Annotated in this window: 16 protein-coding genes; 10 read left to right on the top strand and 6 right to left on the bottom strand. The window is 42.6% G+C overall.

Annotation, left to right across the window (positions count from 1 at the left end; all coding sequences use genetic code 11):
* Positions 1 to 165 precede the first annotated feature (165 nt).
* The 4 genes from JMX13_RS09220 (at position 166) to JMX13_RS09205 (ending at position 5,843) form a co-directional block, all read left to right on the top strand.
* Positions 166 to 1,932: a TolC family protein gene (locus tag JMX13_RS09220; RefSeq protein WP_201612218.1), complete on the top strand. Its 1,767-nt coding sequence runs from the start codon at positions 166 to 168 to the stop codon at positions 1,930 to 1,932.
* Positions 1,933 to 2,025: 93 nt separating this feature from the next.
* The gene (locus JMX13_RS09215) at positions 2,026 to 3,270 is read left to right on the top strand and encodes an HlyD family secretion protein (RefSeq protein ID WP_201612217.1); all 1,245 of its coding nucleotides are present in this window, start codon (positions 2,026 to 2,028) and stop codon (positions 3,268 to 3,270) included.
* A 3-nt stretch (positions 3,271 to 3,273) separates the two neighbouring features.
* The gene (locus tag JMX13_RS09210; RefSeq protein WP_201612216.1) at positions 3,274 to 4,611 is read left to right on the top strand and encodes an ABC transporter permease; all 1,338 of its coding nucleotides are present in this window, start codon (positions 3,274 to 3,276) and stop codon (positions 4,609 to 4,611) included.
* Complete coding sequence (locus JMX13_RS09205; RefSeq protein WP_227686277.1) at positions 4,611 to 5,843, top strand: ABC transporter permease; 1,233 nt, start codon at positions 4,611 to 4,613, stop codon at positions 5,841 to 5,843. The genes JMX13_RS09210 and JMX13_RS09205 overlap by 1 nt, the downstream gene beginning before the upstream one ends.
* A 106-nt stretch (positions 5,844 to 5,949) precedes the next feature.
* On the opposite strand, the gene sthA is transcribed toward JMX13_RS09205, so the two are convergent.
* Together sthA and JMX13_RS09195 are read right to left on the bottom strand one after the other, a co-directional pair.
* Positions 5,950 to 7,599, bottom strand: coding sequence for a Si-specific NAD(P)(+) transhydrogenase (gene sthA / locus JMX13_RS09200; protein WP_227679120.1), 1,650 nt, complete (start codon positions 7,597 to 7,599; stop codon positions 5,950 to 5,952).
* A gap of 190 nt (positions 7,600 to 7,789) precedes the next feature.
* Positions 7,790 to 8,686 carry a pyruvate, water dikinase regulatory protein gene (locus JMX13_RS09195; RefSeq protein WP_227679121.1) on the bottom strand — a complete coding sequence of 299 codons (897 nt, stop codon included), beginning with the start codon at positions 8,684 to 8,686 and terminating at the stop codon, positions 7,790 to 7,792.
* Between the two features lie 673 nt (positions 8,687 to 9,359).
* Between JMX13_RS09195 and ppsA the strand changes: the two genes are divergently transcribed.
* The 6 genes from ppsA (at position 9,360) to JMX13_RS09165 (ending at position 14,885) form a co-directional block, all read left to right on the top strand.
* Positions 9,360 to 11,744 (top strand): phosphoenolpyruvate synthase, encoded by a 2,385-nt coding sequence (ppsA, locus tag JMX13_RS09190; protein WP_201612215.1) that lies wholly within the window; start codon positions 9,360 to 9,362, stop codon positions 11,742 to 11,744.
* Between the two features lie 182 nt (positions 11,745 to 11,926).
* Positions 11,927 to 12,913 carry an RDD family protein gene (locus JMX13_RS09185; protein ID WP_227686276.1) on the top strand — a complete coding sequence of 329 codons (987 nt, stop codon included), beginning with the start codon at positions 11,927 to 11,929 and terminating at the stop codon, positions 12,911 to 12,913.
* A gap of 301 nt (positions 12,914 to 13,214) precedes the next feature.
* Complete coding sequence (rpsF, locus tag JMX13_RS09180; protein WP_149489873.1) at positions 13,215 to 13,619, top strand: 30S ribosomal protein S6; 405 nt, start codon at positions 13,215 to 13,217, stop codon at positions 13,617 to 13,619.
* A gap of 16 nt (positions 13,620 to 13,635) precedes the next feature.
* The gene (gene rpsR, locus JMX13_RS09175; protein WP_010198808.1) at positions 13,636 to 13,866 is read left to right on the top strand and encodes a 30S ribosomal protein S18; all 231 of its coding nucleotides are present in this window, start codon (positions 13,636 to 13,638) and stop codon (positions 13,864 to 13,866) included.
* Between the two features lie 26 nt (positions 13,867 to 13,892).
* The gene (gene rplI / locus JMX13_RS09170; protein WP_201543154.1) at positions 13,893 to 14,402 is read left to right on the top strand and encodes a 50S ribosomal protein L9; all 510 of its coding nucleotides are present in this window, start codon (positions 13,893 to 13,895) and stop codon (positions 14,400 to 14,402) included.
* Positions 14,403 to 14,660: 258 nt separating this feature from the next.
* A complete protein-coding gene (locus tag JMX13_RS09165; RefSeq protein WP_201612214.1) occupies positions 14,661 to 14,885 on the top strand; it encodes a hypothetical protein in 225 nt (74 codons plus the stop codon).
* Positions 14,886 to 14,990: 105 nt separating this feature from the next.
* On the opposite strand, the gene JMX13_RS09160 is transcribed toward JMX13_RS09165, so the two are convergent.
* The 4 genes from JMX13_RS09160 to JMX13_RS09145 all read right to left on the bottom strand — a co-directional run bounded on the left by JMX13_RS09160 (position 14,991) and on the right by JMX13_RS09145 (position 18,098).
* Positions 14,991 to 15,545, bottom strand: coding sequence for a histidine phosphatase family protein (locus JMX13_RS09160; RefSeq protein WP_201612213.1), 555 nt, complete (start codon positions 15,543 to 15,545; stop codon positions 14,991 to 14,993).
* 37 nt (positions 15,546 to 15,582) lie between these two features.
* Positions 15,583 to 16,476, bottom strand: coding sequence for an adenosylcobinamide-GDP ribazoletransferase (gene cobS / locus JMX13_RS09155; protein WP_201612212.1), 894 nt, complete (start codon positions 16,474 to 16,476; stop codon positions 15,583 to 15,585).
* Positions 16,476 to 17,528 (bottom strand): nicotinate-nucleotide--dimethylbenzimidazole phosphoribosyltransferase, encoded by a 1,053-nt coding sequence (cobT, locus tag JMX13_RS09150; RefSeq protein WP_265088407.1) that lies wholly within the window; start codon positions 17,526 to 17,528, stop codon positions 16,476 to 16,478. The genes cobS and cobT overlap by 1 nt, the downstream gene beginning before the upstream one ends.
* A 147-nt stretch (positions 17,529 to 17,675) precedes the next feature.
* Positions 17,676 to 18,098, bottom strand: coding sequence for a tetratricopeptide repeat protein (locus tag JMX13_RS09145; RefSeq protein WP_201612211.1), 423 nt, complete (start codon positions 18,096 to 18,098; stop codon positions 17,676 to 17,678).
* Positions 18,099 to 18,616 lie beyond the last annotated feature (518 nt).

Raw genomic sequence — 18,616 nt, 5'->3', positions numbered from 1 at the left:
TCACTATTGTGGCACTACAGTGTACGCTTTGTTATGAATAACCAATTTTTGCTTTCTATTAATAGTCTATAATATCGCCCTGTTTGACTATCTTCAAAACACTTTGCGTTCTAAATACTTTGTGCTCGAAACACATTGCATTCTAATTAATGGCTTATGTGACTTATGAAATTTGCTTTATCGACTCTGTCTACTGCTGTGATGACGGCTACGCTCATGGGCTTAGCCACGTCTCACTGCGCTAACGCCAATGATGATATTATCACGCCAGAAAATGAAGTAGCGCCCGTTGTAGTGACGCAAATTATTGACGCGGATACTCCAAGTAGCCTTCAAGACAATATTACTCAAAAGAATAGTACTCAAAATAATACAATTCAAAGAAGTGGCACTCAAATAACTCAGACTCAAACCTATAAAAACCCTACACAAAAAAGTATTATAAAAAAGAAAGCAGCGCCGCCTAATATAGAGTTAGATAAAGCAAAGCCCAATATCGCTTTAAGCACCCTTATTGACCCCATCACCCATAAAAGCATTGATAACAGTTATACCTTAGAAGTGTCTAGCCTTCTCAGTCTTGAGCAAGCGCAAAATATTTTATTGCAAGTTTCACCAAAAATCGCCGCCAATCAAGCCGCGATTGCTGCCAGCGAATATGAAACCGATGCGCTAAAAACCATTGATCATCCATTGGTATTTGCACGTGTCTCCGCCACTGCTTATAACTTAGACGCCGATATTGACTTATCGTCGATTAAAACGGGCATTATCAATGATGTGAATAGTAGCGTTGATAATATCGACCCACCCATAAACATAGAAGATTTACCGGATTTTGGTGAGTTGGTCGGTGACCGTATCCCAGATAATTACAACTTAAAGCGCTCAGGTTCAACGACGGGCGCAGGTCTAGGAGTGGTATGGCCCATTTATACCGCTGGACGCACAGCGGCATTAACCGGCACTTCTACTGCCCGCACTCAAGAAGCCGTCGCCGATAGCATACTGGATACCAACGAGCTTTATAACACCTTAATTGAGCGTTATTTTAAGGCACAATTAGCGATTATTGCCGCTTATTTACGTGAGGATGCTTATGATACGGTGCAGCAAGTTGACCATATGGCGCAGCGGCTTTTTGAAGAAGGGTTTATCTCACGCGTCGATCGCTTAGAAGCCCAATCGGCGCTTGCGGATGCGAAAAGTGAATCGGTCAATGCCAATAATGATGCGCGTCTTGCGATGATGGCACTACAGCGTCTTTTGCGTACCGATTATCGTATCAAACCAAGCACACCTTTATTTGTTTCTAGCCGTCCTTTACTTGATGTGAACTACTTTCAAGATTTGGCACTGAATAATCATCCAGGTCTGCAAAAAGTCGCGGCTAAAAGAGCGCAGGCTCAGCAGCTACATGCACTGTCAGATACGGGCTACAAACCTACGGTCATGCTTTATGGCTATGGACAAGTTGAAAAAGACCCTAGTTGGGTCGCTGGTATCTCTGCTAGTTGGAAGCTTTGGGGCGGGCTTGATAAACCCGCTACCTTAGCCTCTAGCAATGCAAAGATACGCCAAGCCGATTTGTCTGAGATTGAAGTCAGTGACAATCTATTATTGTTGGTCGAAAAAAACTGGCACGATGTCAATAATGCCCAATCTCGCTATCAGGCATTACAAAGTAATGTGGATTTAGCAGCAGAGGTATTGCGCTTGCGTCAACTCGGACTACAAGAAGGCTTGAATACGCCTATCGATGTGGTACAAGCGCAAACGCAGTCGCTCAAAGCACGTACGGAACAGGCGCAAGCGGCGAATACTTATGTACAATCTCTTGCTGCTCTAATGCAAAGCTGCGGTACGCCCCTTGCCTTTAATGCTTACCTAAACGCCGCTGACATTCGTCTACCAACCTTATATGACAAATAGCTCATTTAGTAAAAAATATTAAATGCCAAGATTAAATAACGCCAGACCTATTCTGCTTATTCCCGACTTTATCGCTTTAGGAATCTCACTGTCATGACTGAATCTAATAACGAATCAGGCGACTCACGCAAATTAAATGCTTCAGACCAAGCCGCTGAATCAAACAACAGTCAGCATGAGCGAAAGCCTGTTGATGCTATTGATGGCACTCAACCGACTGAAGCCTTCGTTGATAGTGTCGATAGCGCTGATACTGACCAAGAGCAAGCTGTGCCCCCTTATAAGCGCGAGCCTACAAAAGCGAATAAATCTGCCATGATCAAAAAGGCAATTTTGGTGCTTTTTATGCTGCTCATATTAGGGGCGATTGCTTATGGTCTATATAAAAGCAATCAACACAATGAGCCTGAAGTCATCACCCTACAAGGGCAGATGCAAATGCAGCAGACGTCCATTGCCGCAAAAGTACCGGGGCGTATTGCACAAATCATGGTTACAGAAGGTGATGCGGTGACGGTCGGTCAGCAGTTAATTGAGATGGACTCACCCGAGATTAACGCTAAGATTAATCAGGCGCGTGCTGGCAAACAAATGGCCCAAAGTCAGCTTGATAAAGCAGAAAATGGTGCTCGTCCACAAGAGATTGCGCAAGCAAAAGCCGCCTGGCAAGCCAATAAAGCGGCGTCTGATTTGGCAGAAAACACCTATCAGCGGGTCAATCGTCTTTATGAAGAAGGGCTGATGGCACGGCAAAAACGCGATGAAGCGTATGCGCAATATTTGGCTACTCAAGATCAGACAGAAGCCGCGCGCTTGCAGTATGACTTAGCAATGGAAGGCGCACGCAGTGAAGACAAATCTGCCGCGACGGCGCAAGTTGCCCAAGTCGATGCGCAACTAGAAGAGGCCTTGGTCGCAAAAGAGGAGGCCAATCTAAGAAGTCCGATTGCTGGTATCGTGGATAATGTCATCGTTAATGCTGGCGAAGTGATTGGTCAAGGCGTGCCGCTCCTTACCTTGGTCAATACCGAAGATCAATGGGTGGTACTCAACGTCACTGAAACCTACTTAAACCAGTTTGCAATTGGTCAGCGCTTTATGGGTACGATTCCTGCTTTATCATCGCCTGAAAAACCTTATACCAAACAATTTACCGTGTATGCCACCTCAACATTATCTGACTTTGCTACTTGGCGTCCAACCAATAATAACGATGGTTTTGATGTGCGTACCTTTGAGGTCAAAGCGCGTCCATCAGCTCCTGATCGCCGTATTCGCTCGGGTATGAGCGTGGTTGTTAGTATCAATCCAGCCCTTGCTAATCAGAGCCAAGAGTAACCCATGCGCTTGACTAAGCAAAAGAAGCTAAGTGAGCAAAAGGGGTTGATTGGCGCTTTTCTACGCAGTGCTGCCTACGAGCGACGTTTTTTAGCCAAAAATCCATGGGATTTGAGCATGGTGATTTGGATACCGCTTGCGACCGTGCTATTGATTTGGTGGATATTTTCACAAATACAAATCACCAATTTACCCATCGGCGTGATGGATAACGACCGAGGTCCTATTGCCAATACTGCCGTGCGTTATTTGGAAGCCAACCCGAATCTCACGGTCAAAAAGCTGTATCATTCGCCAGCAGCGGTAGAAGCGGCGCTCCTGCAACGTGATATTTATGCTGTGGTAATTATTCCTGAAGATTTCTCGCGCAATATTTCATCCAGTAAACCTGCGCCTATCGTGCTGCAAGTAAACGCCCAATACGGTACTCACTCTGGCATTATTCAAACCAGCGTGCAATCGGTGATTGGTACGCTATCGGCAGGCGTTGAGATACAACGTTTGGTGAAAAAAGGGATAGCACCGTCACAAGCAGCGATTGCCTACTCGCCCATTAGTATTCAGCGTATCAGCTTATTTAATGCCGCAACGGATTATCAGCAGTTTTTAGCATCGACCGTTATCCCTGCTCTGCTTCATATTTTAGCAATGGTCATCGGTGCCACGACCATTGGGCGTGAGCTACGTGATAAGCAAATCGGTCGGTGGTATGACTTTATTGAAAGCGGTCATCCTGACTTAACCAATATTGAAACCAACATTGCAAACAGCAAAACCATAGCCGCTTTAACTGCTACTGAAAACCGTAACACCTTTATTGAAGATGATAGGCCTAGAAAAGCCAGTATTTTAGTTTTGCTCTTTGGTTTATTGGGTAAGTATTTTTGGCCGATGCTGGCTTATAGTCTATGGTCAGTTTTGGCGTTATGGCTTGCCACTCCGCAGCAAGCGCTCGCTATTAGCTCCATTATTGCGACTTATATCGGTCTTGTCTTGCTGATGATGTTGTCATTTTGGCTTGGGGCGATATTTACTTTAACCTCATTCTCATTACGTATGGGCTTATCGTCTACGGGGTTTATCTCAGCGCCTTCTTATGCTTTTGCAGGGGTGACATTTCCTTATATCGCTATCAGTGACAGTGCTCAGCATTGGTCAAACGTCTTACCACTCACCCATTATCTTAAGCTGCATATCGCGCAATTACAGATGCAAGCACCCGTTGCCATCTCATTACCGATAGTCTATGGACTGACGTTAGCGACCCTTATTACTATGTTCTTAACTACTTTATTGAGCAAACGCGCACTCGCACATCCTGAACGCTGGGGAGCACGCTAATGGTTATGTTAAAAAAAGAGTCTGGCTCACCAAAAGAGTCTGTATCACTAAAAGACAAGTTATCTAACGGAGCAGCAGATTCAAAAGACTGTTCTTCATCGCAAAGCTTTTTAGGCAGTTTTTTGCAAACCATTAAAGACGTCTTTTCTGATAAAGGCGTGCTGTTATTATTAATGATTGCACCGATTATTTATGGCTTTTTTTATCCTTGGCCGTATTCAGCGGAAGTGATTAACCATGTGCCAGTTGGTATTATTGATCAAGACAACAGTAACTTATCTAAAACCATCGTCCGTTACGCCAGTGCCAGCCCACAGCTAGATACCAAGCGTTTTTTAAATGAGCAAGATGCCATCGAGGCTATATGGTCAGATGACATCGCTGGTTATATGATTATTCCAAGCGGACTTGAGCAGCAAGTACTGTCTGGAAAAGCGGCAAGCGTCAGCGTACTGGGTAATGGCGGCTATTTCCTGCTAAATAAAAACGTCCAAATGGGGTTTTTACAAGCGGTCAGTACGGTATCAGCAGGGGTTGAGATTAAAAAAAACGTGGCACAGGGAGCTTATTCTGCGACCGCAGCAGCAAGCACGCAAGCGGTGCCATTAAAAATTATTCCTTTATATAACCAAACCGAGGGCTACGGTGCTTACGTGGTGCCAGCGGTCGCTATTCTTATTCTGCAGCAAACCCTTTTAATGTCTACAGCAATGTTGATTGGTACATGGTATGAACAACGTCGTCATGCTACCAGTATTCGCGGCTGGCTCGGACGTATTGCAGCGCTCAGTATGTTCAGCTTTATCATCGGCTGCTTCTATTATGGCTGGACCTTTGAGCTGCATCATTACCCACGCGGACAAAACATGCTCGGCAGCCTACTATTTCTACTGTTATTTTGTCCGACTGTGGCCACGCTTGGCTGCGTGTTTGGGCTATGGTTCCGCCAGCGTGAGCGCAGTATGCAAATTTTAATTTTCAGCTCACTGCCGATGTTTTTTGTTAGTGGCTATCCATGGCCTGCCCATCAATTACCAGAGTTTTTACAAATCATACGCTGGTTAATACCGACGACACCTGGTATCAATACTTCTGTTCAGCTCAATCAGATGGGTGCAAGCGTAGCGCAAGTCGCAACGGGATTTTATGCATTGGCAGGATTGTGGCTATTTTACTTTATATTACTGCTGCTTTTTCGCTGGCGTACCACGCAAAGTAAAATCGCCTTTTAAGTTAAAAAGAGCTTTATAGCACTTATGCTATTAAAAAATCCCACAAAAAAAGCGCCTACTTATTAAGCAGGCGCTTTTTTATGTATCTGACTTTAGGGTTTAACAGTTAAAAAACGCGATTTAAACCATTGAGGGCTGCCACACGATAAGCTTCTGCCATCGTTGGATAGTTAAAGGTCGTATTAACAAAATACTCAAGGGTATTATTACTCTTACACTTCATGACTGCTTGACCGATATGAATAATTTCTGACGCGTGATTGCCGTAGCAATGAATGCCTAAAATCTCAAGCGTATCACGATGGAACAAAATCTTTAACACACCTGAACGTTCACCAATGATTTGCGCGCGTGCCAGATGTTTAAAAAATGCCTGCCCGACTTCATAAGGTACTTTTTCATCGGTCAGCTCTTGCTCAGTTTTACCGATACAAGAAATCTCAGGGATGGTATAAATACCCGTTGGTACACTTGATACTGGTTCAGCATCACTATCGCCAACCATAAACGCCGCAGCACAGCGTCCTTGATCGTAGGCGGCAGAAGCCAATGATGGCCAGCCGATAACGTCACCAGCGGCATAGATGTTTTCGACACCAGTACAATAGGTATCATCAACTTTGAGCTGACCACGGCTATTGGCTTCAAGTCCGATAGCTTCTAAGTTCAAGCCTTCTGTGTTACCTGAGCGCCCATTTGACCAAAGAATGGCATCTGATTTAATGCGCTTGCCACTTTTTAGATGCAAGACCACATAATCATCATGCGTTTCAAGATGGTCAATCTCTTCATTACTGCGAATCAGCACGCCAAATTGTCTAAAGTCATGAGCGATGGCATCACTAATTTCGCTGTCGAGATAACTCAGCAATTGATCTTGGTTATTGATTAAATCAACTTTATAGCCAAGACCGGTAAAGATAGAAGCGTACTCACAACCAATGACCCCTGCACCATAAATGATTATTTTCTTGACCACATAATCCATTTGCAATATTTTATCGGAGTCAAAAACACGCGGATGGTTAAAGTCTAAAATATCAGGACGATAAGGGCGGCTACCAACGGTGATAATGGCTTTATTAAAAGTGACGGTTTCAAAGACACCATCATCTTTTTCGACATTTAAAGTATGCTCATCAATAAAGCTTGCCCAGCCATGAATCACATCAATGCGATTACGCTCATAAAAACGCGTATGGGTAGTAACCTGATTGCGTATCACCTGACGCGCATTGGCCAACACACGGTTTAGCGGCACTTGTTGATATTCCATCGCTTTGGTAAACATCGGATCACGGCGAAAGTTAATCAGGTTAAAGACTGATTGACGCAATGCTTTACTTGGAATCGTACCCACATGGGTAGAGTTGCCGCCGACCTGTTCGCGTGGGTCGATAACCGCAACTTTTTTGCCCGACTTCGTCAGCTTCATGGCTGCCGCTTCACCAGCCGGCCCTGCGCCTAAAACGACAACATCATACTCATATTTGTGTTTATCGCCTTTGATACGCTGCGAGTCTTTGGTAAAAGGGGTTTTGATATCAATACGGATATCATCTAGCGGATTGACCAAGTCAGGATGGTGCATGATATCTTCAGTGACTTGCTGATGGGTTTGATCAATTTTTGCTTTTTTAGTTTTACCCTCAGTATGCTCAGGGTTTGGCGCGCGGCCGCTCTCTTTATTAGATACTTCGGTGTGAGTGTCTTTACCAATATCGTTGGTCGCGTCGCTTATAGGTTTGCTTCCCATCGTATCCTCTTTATTAATTTATGAATCTATTTATTTTTTAGGTCATCAATGTCTGCATGTCTACATACAGTCAATTCATGGCGCTAAAGCGTGCCTACCATACGTTGTGATAGGATATTTTGCAATGTTGGCTATAGTTAGGTTGTTACCATTACCCTAGCTATTTATTGGACGTTCTTAATTACTATGTTTAACCAATCCGGCGTTTAAGACCTGTCATCTGCAAGATACGGGTGGCAATCTCTTCAACAGACATCTCGGATACATCAAGGCTTGGAATGCCTTGCGAGGTGTAAATCCCCTGTATTGCACGCTGCTCTTGCTGACACTGCTGATAGCTTGAATAACGACTACCTGCGCGGCGTTCTTGGCGGATCTTTACCAAGCGATCGGTATCGATAATCAAACCAAATAGCTTATGTTTATGCTCACGTAAGGCTTTGGGCAGGTTATTGTCGTTTAAATCTTCTTCGGTTAAAGGATAGTTTGCCGCCCGAATACCGAATTGTAGCGCCAAATATAATGACGTTGGCGTCTTTCCAGAACGCGAAACGCCGATAAGAATAATATCTGCCGCATGGTAATGACGGGTGCGTGCCCCATCATCATTGTCTAAAGCAAAGTGCACGGCATCGATACGTTCCTTATAAGTCTCAGAATCAACGTTATCATGGGCATGACCCGAATGTCCGTCCGGCTCGACACCCGTCTCTTCAGCTACCCGACCGATTAAGCCTTCATACATATCCAAGTTACAGCTATGTGCTGAGTTGATTTTTTCGCGAATTTCGGGGCTGACAATCGTATCGAATACCAATGGCAATAAACCGTCGCGTTGATACGCGGTATTGATTTGTTCAACCGCATCTTCGGCACGCTCTAAGCTATCGACATAAGGCAATACTCGGGTCTCAAAAGGAACCGAGGCAAACTGACTTAAAATAGCACGTCCGAGGGTTTCGGCAGTAATTGCCGTACCATCAGAGATAAAAAAGGCGGTTCTGATATTTTGGTCGTTATCTACTTGCAATGCTTGTTTGTTTTGAATAGTCGGATTGGCTGCTTCGGGCGGATTGTTTGCAAACATAACGTGAACACCTTTGTTAAAATGTTAAAACCTCAATAGTCGCTTTTGCTTAGCGCTGAAAAATCTTCAATCGGCTCTTGCTAGCCGTTTATAGTAACTTCTTATAAAAGCTTTGCCATGCTATTTATTTGTCATGCTATTTAGTAGTCATTGGCTGTTAAATAGCGCTTAATTAGTATAAGCGCGTTTAGCACAATCTATGCGCTATATTATACGCATAATAGCCGATCAATAGAAATCAATGTTACAGGCGTACACTTAAAAGCTATTATAAAAGCCAGCATCAAAATAAAGCTCACTTTTAAACCTATCATTAAACCCTTTAGCAATGCTTAAAGAGTTATCTAGAATTTAACAGTTGTATAGTCACCTATATATAAAAGAAAAATAGAAACGAAAATTTTAAGGCTGTTTTATGACAGCTTTAAGTCACTTTCGGCTACTTTATCTAATATTAATGGTTTTAAATGGACTGATAAAATCAGTCCAATCTGCATTTTTATTATATTCTAGCAGGCAAATATTATATTCTTGGCGCGCAAATATGTAGCAATCCCCACAATTTGTATCTTTTTGACGAATTTTTTGGTTCTAGGTATCGAAATTATCCAAATATAGGGGTATAATCGACCATTATAATCTTTACTAAATAACCTTATTTTCTGGAGTTATCATGGCAGCGCAATCTACAGCACTTGTAATCAATCTTGATCAGCTAGGAAAAGATGACATTGATATGGTTGGCGGCAAGAATGCCTCGCTTGGCGAGATGATCAGCCATCTATCTGATTTGGGTGTCAGCGTTCCAGGTGGCTTTGCGACCACTTCAAATGCGTTCAATCGTTTCTTGACAGAAACAGGCTTACTAGACAAAATCAATAACGAGCTTAAAGCGCTTGACGTTAATGATGTTAACAAGCTTGCCGAAACGGGTAAAAAAATCCGTACGTGGATTATTGAGCAAGAGCTGCCAAGCGACCTTGAGCAAGAAGTGCGTCAATCGTTTGAAACCATGAGTGGCGGCGAAGACATCGCTGTTGCGGTACGCTCTTCTGCCACTGCTGAAGATTTGCCAGACGCCTCATTTGCCGGTCAACAAGAAACTTTCTTGAACATTCGCGGCATTGATAACGTCCTAATTGCGATTAAAGAAGTATTTGCCTCTTTATATAATGACCGTGCTATCTCTTACCGTGTGCATAAAGGTTTTGAGCATGAAGGCGTGGCGTTATCTGCTGCTGTCCAACGCATGGTACGTTCAGAAACCGGCGCTGCGGGCGTTATGTTCACCCTAGATACCGAAAGTGGTTTTGATCAAGTGGTCTTTATCACCTCAAGCTACGGTCTAGGTGAAATGGTCGTACAAGGCGCGGTCAACCCAGATGAGTTCTATGTATCAAAAAAATTACTTGCTAACGGTAAACCGGCGATTATCCGTCGTAACCTAGGTAGCAAGCATAAGAAAATGATTTATGGTGATGAAGGTAGCACCACTAAATCTGTAAAAATCATTGATGTTGAAAAAGAAGAGCGCATGCAGTTCTCTTTATCAACTGAAGAGCTGAATTCACTTGCCAAACAAGCCATGACCATTGAAAAGCATTACGGTCAAGCCATGGATATCGAGTGGGCAAAAGATGGCGACAGCGGTGAAATCTTTATCGTTCAAGCACGCCCAGAAACCGTTAAGAGCCGCCAAGACAGCAATGTCATGGAACGTTATATCATCAATACTGGTGATGCTAAAATCCTATGCGAAGGTCGTTCAATCGGTCAACGTATTGGTGCTGGTAAAGTACGTATCGTTAGCAACTTAAACGAGATGGACAAAGTACAAGATGGCGACGTATTAGTATCAGATATGACGGATCCGGATTGGGAACCAGTCATGAAGCGTGCTTCTGCTATCATCACCAACCGTGGTGGTCGTACCTGTCATGCTGCTATTATCGCCCGTGAGCTTGGTGTTCCAGCTATCGTCGGTTGTGGTAATGCCACTGAACTATTGGTTGATGGTCAAGACGTCACGGTTTCTTGTGCTGAAGGTGATACTGGCTTTATTTATGAAGGTCAGATTGATTTTGAAGTACAGACCAACTCTGTTGAGTCTATGCCAGAGCTTGCGTTCAAAGTAATGATGAACGTTGGTAACCCAGATCGCGCCTTTTCATTTACCCAAATGCCAAACGAAGGTATTGGTCTTGCGCGTCTTGAGTTTATTATCAACCGTATGATTGGTGTGCATCCAAAAGCGCTACTTAACATGAACACCTTACCACGTGAAATCGCCCAAGCTATTAATGAGCGTATTGCCGGTTATGCTTCACCAGTTGATTTCTATGTTGATAAATTGGTAGAAGGTATCTCAACGCTGGCTGTAGCCTTTATGGATCAGCCAGTGATCGTTCGTATGTCTGATTTTAAATCAAACGAATACGCTAACTTGCTTGGTGGTAAATTATACGAGCCATCAGAAGAAAACCCAATGCTTGGTTTCCGTGGTGCGAGCCGCTACGTCTCAGACAACTTCCGTGACTGCTTCGAGCTTGAGTGTAAAGCACTAAAACGCGTCCGTGATGAGATGGGTCTGACTCACGTCGAGATCATGATTCCATTCGTTCGTACCGTTGGCGAAGCCAAAGAAGTCATCGAGCTACTTGAGAAAAATGGTCTAAAACGTGGTGAAAATGGTCTGCGCGTCATCATGATGTGTGAGTTACCAACCAACGCATTACTAGCAGAAGAATTCCTAGAGCATTTTGATGGTTTCTCAATCGGTTCAAACGATTTGACTCAGTTAACGCTTGGTCTAGATCGTGACTCAGGTATCGTATCACATCTATTTGATGAGCGTGATCCTGCGGTTAAGAAACTATTATCTATGGCGATTGAAGCTTGTAATGAAGCGGGCAAATACATTGGTATTTGTGGTCAAGGTCCATCAGATCACCCAGATCTTGCTTACTGGCTCATGGAACAAGGTATCGACTCAGTGTCATTAAACCCTGACTCAGTATTAGATACTTGGTTCTTCTTAGCCGGTGAAGAAGCGAAGTAAGCCGTAACGTTCAGTCACAGCGTTAACTCACATCGTCATGTAAAATACAGTCATTAGGGTCTATTTGATTTTTTCAAATAGACCCTAATATAATGTATTACCAAAAGTGACTTAAAAGCCGTTTTTTAAAGATAGCTTTTTAAAAACAGTGACTTAAGATATGACTAACTATGTAGGCAATTATGCAGATTTTCCTTGCTCGAAATAACGTACAAGCCGGTCCATACACTTTGGATCAGCTCAATATCATGCTGACCTCTGGCGAAGTCGTATTAGATGATTTGATATGGCATGAAGGCTTAGATCAGTGGCAGCGTGTTGGTAATTTAACCAACAACCAGCCTTACTACCGTCCTGCTCCTATAGCAACGGAAGAGGTTAACGATTCTATTATTAACAATGTCACTATCTTCCCAGAAGATAATGACGCAGATTCTAATAAAGACAAAAAATCGGTATCGCTAGATCGCCTATATGGCAAGCCTGAGCGTCCAGCAGAAAACACTAAAAACAGCAAAGTGGACATGACGACCAATCGTCAATACACACCAAATAATAAGGTGTCATTGAATAAATCCGGCGCCGCTAAAAAGATATCAGACACAGATAAAGTCATCGGTGATGTTGTCCTTGCACCTATCATGTCGCGGGTCTTAGCGACTGCGCTAAATGGCTTACTGTATATATTAGCGATTTTTCCGCTCGTCATGGCACTGACCAAGATGGACGTGGATTACACTAAATTCCAAAACATCCAAAATATGGATGCCGCTTATCAGTACTCAATGACACTGATGGAAAGTATTCCTAGCACCACCTTGATGGTGTCGCAAGTGATGGTATTTGGTTTGTTTGCGCTGCAGCTGGTATTTATCACTTTGCGTGGACAATCACTCGGTAAGCTGATTACTGGTATTCGCGTCGTTGATCAAACGACCCATCGCTTGCCATCTTTTACCAAGCTTATCGGCATGCGTACGTTGCTATTGTTCATTATTTATAACTTATTATTTTCTTTTACCAGCTTTTTAGGTTTTGTGGTGATTGCCGTTCATTATTATATGGCATCAAAAAGCCCTGAAAATATCGGTTGGCATGACAAACTTGCTAAAACCTTAGTGGTAAAAGCGGATAGTAGTCAATTAGTCAAACAGCCAAAAGTAAAATAATAGGCTTATAAACTTGTTATAAAAATTATTGATAGAAATATCATAAAGTTATATTAAAAAGTGGTGTTTAGACGCTGCTTTTTTATTGATAAAGCAGCATTTACTACTTTTATAACTTATTGACAGCCGCTCAGTGATTAACCTTTGTGTTAAGCACTGACTACTGTTATAATACGGCGCTTTATAAACTAAGCTTATCCCCTATTGTTTTTCTGTAAAATTCGATAAAATTTGGGCTTACCTTATAAATCTCCTTGCTATTAACATAGGGTTAATAGCTACTAATCCGTAAGGAGTCATAATGCGACATTACGAACTGGTGTTACTTGTACACCCAGACCAAAGCGACCAAGTGGTCGGCATGGTTGAACGCTATATCAAGTTGGTTCAAGACAACGGCGGTGCAATCCATCGTCTAGAAGATTGGGGTCGTCGTCAACTGGCTTACCCAATTAACAAGATTCACAAAGCTCATTACGTTCTTTTCAACATCGAAACTGACGGCGAGACTTTAGCTGAACTTGAAGAATTATTCCGTTATAACGACGCGATCATTCGTAGTCTAGTTATGCGCCGTGACGACGCTGTCACTGAAGAGTCGCAGTTAGCCAAGAATGCCGATGAAAAACGCGCACGCAAAGCAACTACTCGTCGTCCTGACAGTCGTGAAAACGACAGTGACGACAACGACCACAGTGAAGACTAATTAAAGGAGAATACTCATGGCACGTTTCTATCGCCGTCGCAAATTCTGCCGTTTCACTGCTGAAGGCATCACTCACATCGATTATAAAGATGTTGAATTGCTAAAACAGTACATCAGTGATAATGGTAAAATCGTACCAAGCCGCATTACCGGTACATCTACTAAGTATCAGCGTCAACTAGCGACTGCTATCAAGCAAGCTCGTTATTTATCGCTACTTCCATACACTGATAACCATCAGGGTTAACCGTTAACTTTAACTAGGAATGACTCATGCAAATTATTTTGTTACAGCGTATCGTCAACCTTGGTAAACTCGGTGAAACTGTCGATGTGAAACCAGGTTACGGACGTAACTTTCTTATCCCTTTGGGTAAAGCACTACCTGCTACTGCAGCTAACATTGAAAAGTTCGAAGCACGTCGTGCTGAGCTTGAAGCTGAAGAAGCAAAAGAAGTAGCTGTTGCTCAAGAACGTGCTGACGCATTAACTGACGTTAATGTGATCATGCGCGCTAAATCAGGTGACGAAGGCAAGCTATTCGGCTCTATCGGTACTCGCGATATCGCTGAAGCATTGACTAACTCAGGTCTAGAAGTTGACCGTGCTGAAATCAAGCTACCTGAAGGCACTTTACGTCAAGTTGGCGAATATAATGTTGATATTCAGCTACACCACGACGTTACTGCTAGTATCTTAGTAACCATTCTTTCAGAAGATGGCGACACTCAAGATTCAGCAGAAGAAGTTGAAGACGAGAACGAAGATTACTCTGAAGAGTAATATTTAGTACGAGTCTAAAGAAAAGCCAGTAACGTCATGTTGCTGGCTTTTTTGTGTTTTGAATCTCGCCAAGCTAAATCTGATAAACTATTTAATAAAAACTTATAATGATATCTGAGAGCAATAATTGGTAATAAAATATCCATACAATCTATACTTAATAATAAACTACTGCTTATAAAGTCACCTTTAATATCAACGTCTTAATTGCTATCCTATACCTATATAAATGTATAACTACGGATAAAATGGGACGCTATGATAAATACTGATGACAAATTAATCTGTATCCAAGGTAATGATTTTTACTCAGAAGGTAAGATATATACCGTTGGTAGAATCGTGAATAATAAATATTTTCAGCTACTGACTGGTAGCAACGATGATCACTGGTACGCAACTTTAGATGACGAAGGTATCTATGTTAGCTTTGATTCTATGAGTGCAGCAGATAATAAAGCTTGGTTTGATAAGATTGCTTAGGCAGTTTTTATTTATGTATTGATGATAGATATATAATTATGAAAAATAGATTGAAAAATGCATTACCCAAGAAACTGGCCATTATAAATGGTCAGTTTTTTTTGGTTAAAAATCTAGTTGAGAATGCTCTAAATAATTTACGGGTCGTGGCCATTCAACGGCTTTCTTCGGCACTTCTTGTCCAGCAACTATCATACTAGCAGCATTTATCCAACCTGCATGACCGACGACCAATATTGGTCTATGACTGCTATTTTGTCTAACAATCTCATTTATCCAACTTTCTACACGCTCAAATAATTGCTGTAAACTTTCGCCGTGCTTAGGTGCAAAATCAGAAAAATTATCGCACCAATCATCAATCTCTTGTTTTTGTATTTGTGCCCAAGGCTGACCATCCCAGTTACCAAAATCAATCTCTGCAAGCTCAGGGGCGACATGATATTGAAAGCCTTGCTGCGCCAGTATCTGCCCCACTTTTAAGGAGCGCTGTAACGGGCTGACCCAAATGAATTTTGGTAATTGATGCAGACGCACAAAGCGCTGTATTTTATTAGCAAGACGTTTAAGTTTGCGTTTATCGACACTGATATCCGTTTGTCCAATGCAAAACCCATTAGCTGCAATAGGCTTTGGATGCCGCCAAATATGAAAAATCATTTGCTGTTACTATCCTGTTTTGACCATCACTTTTATATCAGATAAACGGTATAGATATAGAGGCAGCAAGTCCGATATAAATGGCAATCTCACTCAGCTGCTGCGTGGCACCTAATCCATCACCCGTATAACCCTCTAAACGTCTGCGTAATAAGCGCCGCATATAGTCCGTTGCAACTATACCTAGCAATAAAGCCAATAGCCATTGCAAAATACCAATCTGCTGCACGGTAGCAGGAAACAGGAGCAGGACGAGTACGCCAGCCAATAGGAACCATCCACTACTCAATAGCCCTTGGAATAGCGTCAGCTGCTGCGCCATCGGCTTAGCTTTAGCATGTTCAATCTCACCGCCATAAGGCAATAGCGCCAGTAAGCTAATACATAATAAGCGTGAGGCGGTATGACCAATAATCAGCGCCACAATAGCCACCGATAGTGGCATGGCAGTCAGTAAACTGATTTTGATAAGTAACGCGCATACCAACCCTAGTACACCATAAGTTCCTAAACGTGAGTCTTTCATAATGGTTAAAGTACGCTCGCGAGTCAGACCACCGCCTAAACCATCGCAACTATCGGCAAGTCCATCTTCATGAAAAGCGCCAGTGAGCTTAATCCCAAAAGCAGTACTAATCACTGCCGCGACCAAGGGCGTAAATAAGATACTGCCTAGCCAAAATACGCCAGCGCAGAGCAGTCCAACCAATAAACCTACCCCAGGAAAATGACGGCTACTCTGGTGCAACCACTGCGGATCATAATTGACAAATTGCGGTACGGGCAAGCGCGTCAAAAACTGCACCGCCACCAATAATAGACGCCATTCATGCTTTATAAATTGACCAACGCTTAGTTTAGACAATGATTGCTGTGGCGGCTCTAGTTGATTTAATGGCTGTTTTGATGGCTGTTTTGATAATCCTGACATTAGCTATTTTGTCCACTAATACCTGCATCATTAAAACTTGCCATCTCATTTATAATGGCACAAGCCGATTGAAGCAATGGATACGCCAGTACTGCACCGCTGCCCTCGCCTAGGCGCATACCCATATTAAGTAATGGCTCAGCATTAAGAAGCTTTAATAAATGCCCATGCCCTGGTTCAACCGAGTGATGGGCAAAGATAGCATATTGAGCAACACCGGGCGCTAGACGCTCAGCAGCCAACAACGCGCTACTGGCAATAAAGCCATCGATTAGGAGAATACGCCGCTCACTAGCAGCTTGAATCAGTGCACCTGCCATCATAGCAATCTCAAGCCCGCCTAATGCTGCAAGTACATCGAACGGCGCTTTTGCTTCACGGTGGCGCGCCAACACTTGCGTTAAAATACTTGCTTTGTGTCGTAAACCTGAGTCATCAAGACCGGTGCCGCGACCGATGCAATCATTAATCGGTATATCGCCCAACCTTGCCAGCAATAAACTGGCAGCAGACGTATTACCAATACCCATTTCACCGACGATAAGCAAATTACCCTCTGAGTTTTCGACAACTTTCATGCCGCTCTCTAAGGCAGCTAAGCATTCTGCTGCGCTCATCGCAGGCTCAGTTAACGCATCACGGCTACCGTGACGGACTTTATAATTGAGCAATTGAGCATTGGGTGCAAAGTCAGCATCGATACCAGCATCGACCACCTTTAGTTCAATATTATGCTGACGCGCTAAGACATTAATGGCAGCGCCGCCTTGCAAGAAGTTGTAAACCATTTGCGCAGTAACTGCACTTGGGAACGCGGATGTACCATGCTTGGTTAGACCATGGTCGGCAGCAAATACTCGAATTTGAGGCTGATTAATATGCGGTGTGGTTGTACCTTGAATCATACCCAACTGCACAGCAAGGTTCTCTAAGCGTCCAAGTGCGCCAAGCGGCTTGGTCTTTTGGTCGATGATTTGCTGTAACTGCTGATGCAGCTCATGATTTTCTATATTTATAATCGTAGGCGCTATAAAAGTGTTCAATGTCTTCAAGGAAATCATCCTAATTTTTATACAGATAAAACAAAACCCACATATTAGAGCGTGGGTTTTACCATTCTTTGAGCGATCTTTTACTTTAAAGTAGCGGTTATGAATTCAAATAATGCTTAGCTATTCACTCACAACCACAGCTTAAATTTACTCTGCCAAGAGTTTTGCTAGCAACTCATTTATCTCGACTTTAAACTCTCTGTCTTCGATTTTATTAGCGCTGATTTTAGCATTCTCTAGGTTTTTGATGGCAGCATCGGTTTGACCCAATTCGATTTGCAGCTCAGCCATAGAAAAAGCAATCGATGACAAATGGTCTTTTGAATTAATCGCCGTGGCTTTATCTAACGCCCTTTGATAGATAATAAGCGCTTCATCCAAATCCTCGGTAAAGTCAGCCAGTGTCTCCCACTGTTCAGGATGGTCTTTATCGCTTTTTTCATTTTCGATGCAAAGATCTTTTAACTGCGCATATAGCGCATCAAAGGTTTTTTGATCATTTTTACTGTCCGCTTCTAGCAGTTTTTCTGCTAAAACATATATGGATTTATATATTTTGGTATTAATCATAATGGGTGACCCTGTTTGGTTGCGCGTCAAATATGTTAGATGGTGTTGATTATAGACTAATTTGTATAAATAGCTCATAGAAAAGGGCGTGATATCACATCACACCCTTTTACTCTATCTCGCTATCAACCTAAGCACCTACTATAGCTAATTAAATGCAAGTACTTATTCAGCAGCGATAACGGTAATCTCGACCAATAACTCAGGACGGACCAGCGCTTTTTTTGGGAATATTATTATAGCTTAAATTTATATAATAGACTTAAAGTCTGACAAAAGGTAAAGGGTAGGACTTACTTTTATTAGCGGTTTTGATGATAAGACTTACTCTTTAAACATACTTAAATTTTTAATCGTTATAATCTATTTTTATAATAGTTGGCACAAAACTAAAGTTGATAAGATTCGTTGCTATATCTATAATCAAAAAATATATAAAGTTGAACCGCCCCGGGATTGTCGGAGACTCAACATTCTGAGAGAATACGACAATGAAAAAACAAACCTACACTCCTGAG

Source organism: Psychrobacter immobilis (genome assembly GCF_904846285.1).
GTDB classification, from domain to species: Bacteria; Pseudomonadota; Gammaproteobacteria; order Pseudomonadales; family Moraxellaceae; genus Psychrobacter; species Psychrobacter immobilis_D.
This window is presented reverse-complemented; position numbering and strand designations above follow the sequence as displayed.

Coding starts and splice junctions, on each gene's coding strand:
- JMX13_RS09220 (WP_201612218.1), top strand. CDS start 166: ATGAAATTTGCTTTATCGACTCTGTCTACTGCTGTGATGACGGCTACG.
- JMX13_RS09215 (WP_201612217.1), top strand. CDS start 2,026: ATGACTGAATCTAATAACGAATCAGGCGACTCACGCAAATTAAATGCT.
- JMX13_RS09210 (WP_201612216.1), top strand. CDS start 3,274: ATGCGCTTGACTAAGCAAAAGAAGCTAAGTGAGCAAAAGGGGTTGATT.
- JMX13_RS09205 (WP_227686277.1), top strand. CDS start 4,611: ATGGTTATGTTAAAAAAAGAGTCTGGCTCACCAAAAGAGTCTGTATCA.
- sthA (WP_227679120.1), bottom strand. CDS start 7,599: ATGGGAAGCAAACCTATAAGCGACGCGACCAACGATATTGGTAAAGAC.
- JMX13_RS09195 (WP_227679121.1), bottom strand. CDS start 8,686: ATGTTTGCAAACAATCCGCCCGAAGCAGCCAATCCGACTATTCAAAAC.
- ppsA (WP_201612215.1), top strand. CDS start 9,360: ATGGCAGCGCAATCTACAGCACTTGTAATCAATCTTGATCAGCTAGGA.
- JMX13_RS09185 (WP_227686276.1), top strand. CDS start 11,927: ATGCAGATTTTCCTTGCTCGAAATAACGTACAAGCCGGTCCATACACT.
- rpsF (WP_149489873.1), top strand. CDS start 13,215: ATGCGACATTACGAACTGGTGTTACTTGTACACCCAGACCAAAGCGAC.
- rpsR (WP_010198808.1), top strand. CDS start 13,636: ATGGCACGTTTCTATCGCCGTCGCAAATTCTGCCGTTTCACTGCTGAA.
- rplI (WP_201543154.1), top strand. CDS start 13,893: ATGCAAATTATTTTGTTACAGCGTATCGTCAACCTTGGTAAACTCGGT.
- JMX13_RS09165 (WP_201612214.1), top strand. CDS start 14,661: ATGATAAATACTGATGACAAATTAATCTGTATCCAAGGTAATGATTTT.
- JMX13_RS09160 (WP_201612213.1), bottom strand. CDS start 15,545: ATGATTTTTCATATTTGGCGGCATCCAAAGCCTATTGCAGCTAATGGG.
- cobS (WP_201612212.1), bottom strand. CDS start 16,476: ATGTCAGGATTATCAAAACAGCCATCAAAACAGCCATTAAATCAACTA.
- JMX13_RS09145 (WP_201612211.1), bottom strand. CDS start 18,098: ATGATTAATACCAAAATATATAAATCCATATATGTTTTAGCAGAAAAA.